This is a genomic window from Candidatus Equadaptatus faecalis, from assembly GCA_018065065.1.
Taxonomy (GTDB): Bacteria; Synergistota; Synergistia; order Synergistales; family Synergistaceae; genus Equadaptatus; species Equadaptatus faecalis.
In genome coordinates, this window is record JAGHTZ010000045.1 from 1 (window position 1) to 1,563 (window position 1,563).

The window sequence follows — 1,563 nt, forward strand, 5'->3', positions numbered from 1 at the left end:
TCTGTGACCGGGGTGTGAGCAGGGAAAGCAAGAGCCCTGCGGCTTCGGAGGAAAATGAACGGTGCTCCCAGTAAGAAGTAATCCGAAGTTAAGCTTTAAGCTTATGTTTGTTGTGGCAAAAGTTCATTAGCTACACGCTGCACGTCAAGTGCAAAAGGTGTTAAAGCTTATAGCTTATGGCGTATGGCTTATAGCTTATGTTTACTGTACCTTTTTCGCTGTTCGGCAATTATCATTTTACAAGTGTCGTGCAGCGAAAGTGAACGTTTTAACAAGTATTGCGAAGCAAAAGTGATTTTTTTTTACAGGAGGAAACTATCCAATGAAAAAGAAAACGAAAAGAATAGAAAAAGAACTTGGAAAATCACACAGACGCGTTGCGCGTGAAGAACGGCTGAAAGAAAAGAAGAAACAGGGACCGAAAAAACGCAGCAATGGAAACGGGCTTAAGAAAAACATTAAGCACAAAAAGCTGCTCGATTTTCAGGTTGCGGGACAGCACAGTCTGAAATTCTGCAAAACAACTCCCTACACAAGGGAAGTGAAAAAAATTCTCGGAAGCGCGGCTCTTAAAATCATTCCCGAAGAAATACGGGACAAAGACGGAATTGTACCGCAGCTTTCAATCTACAGGGACACAAAAAACAACAAAATCGTCATAAGCTGCAATGCCTTTGAACGCTCCGACATCATCACAACGGACGAAAACGGCAATCCCTGTTTTCTTCCCGACACAGAATTTTCCAATGCAAGATATTAAATACAGACAAGCGGAGGACTGAAACCAGTCCCCCGCTTTTGTTATTCTCATACGCTCCGGCGCGAATTGAGGTTTAAAACTCAAACGATATTAACGTGACAATTTCAGCGCTATTGTTTATGAAACACAAATAAGTATTCGTGAGCAATAAGCAGAAAATTATACTTAACGCTGTTTGTTTTCCAGTAGCCCGTTGCCTTGCAGTTGTGCTGCTGTTTGATAATAAGTTCTTTAAGTTTGAAACCGGCGTTTTCAAAAATTTTCATAACCTCAAACGACAACGGAACCATATGCCCGTTTTGGCGTGTGTCGCCCATAAGTATTGCGCAGTATTTTCCTTTTTTCAGCACACGATAGCTTTCACTCGCCACCTTACGCATTTCTTCCAAAAACTCTTTGACTTTCAAATGTGACATATCTTCTGCAATATCTTCGCTGTACTGAATAATATTTGCATACGGCGGATGCGTACAGATTAAATCTATGCTTTCGTCCAATATCGGCTTTAAATCTCTTGCGTCACCCTTTAATATCGTTACCTGCCCATTTGCACCTTCGCGTTCAAAATTTGTTTTTTCCCTGCAACGCTCTAAGGCTATATCATTAACGTCAATACCGATTATATTGCGATTGAGCAGTTTCGCTTCAACAAGTGTCGTTCCCCCACCAACAAATTGATCCAACACAAGATCATTTTCCTGTGAGTACCTTAAAAGTATATTTCTCGGTATGTACGGCGACCAGTTGCCGCGCCATTTTGCATCGTGTGTAGCCCACTTGCCGCGATCAGGAAAACTCCAAAC

At 41.8% G+C, this 1,563-nt stretch carries 2 protein-coding genes; one reads left to right on the top strand and one right to left on the bottom strand.

The genetic code is table 11. From position 1 onward, the window contains the following. Window positions 1-322: 322 nt before the first annotated feature. Window positions 323-760: a hypothetical protein gene (locus KBS54_03670; protein ID MBQ0055229.1), complete on the top strand. Its 438-nt coding sequence runs from the start codon at window positions 323-325 to the stop codon at window positions 758-760. A 110-nt stretch (window positions 761-870) separates the two neighbouring features. On the opposite strand, the gene KBS54_03675 is transcribed toward KBS54_03670, so the two are convergent. Next, on the bottom strand, window positions 871-1,563 hold a 693-nt coding region (locus KBS54_03675; GenBank protein MBQ0055230.1), incomplete at its 5' end, for a methyltransferase domain-containing protein.

Coding starts and splice junctions, on each gene's coding strand:
- KBS54_03670 (MBQ0055229.1), top strand. CDS start 323: ATGAAAAAGAAAACGAAAAGAATAGAAAAAGAACTTGGAAAATCACAC.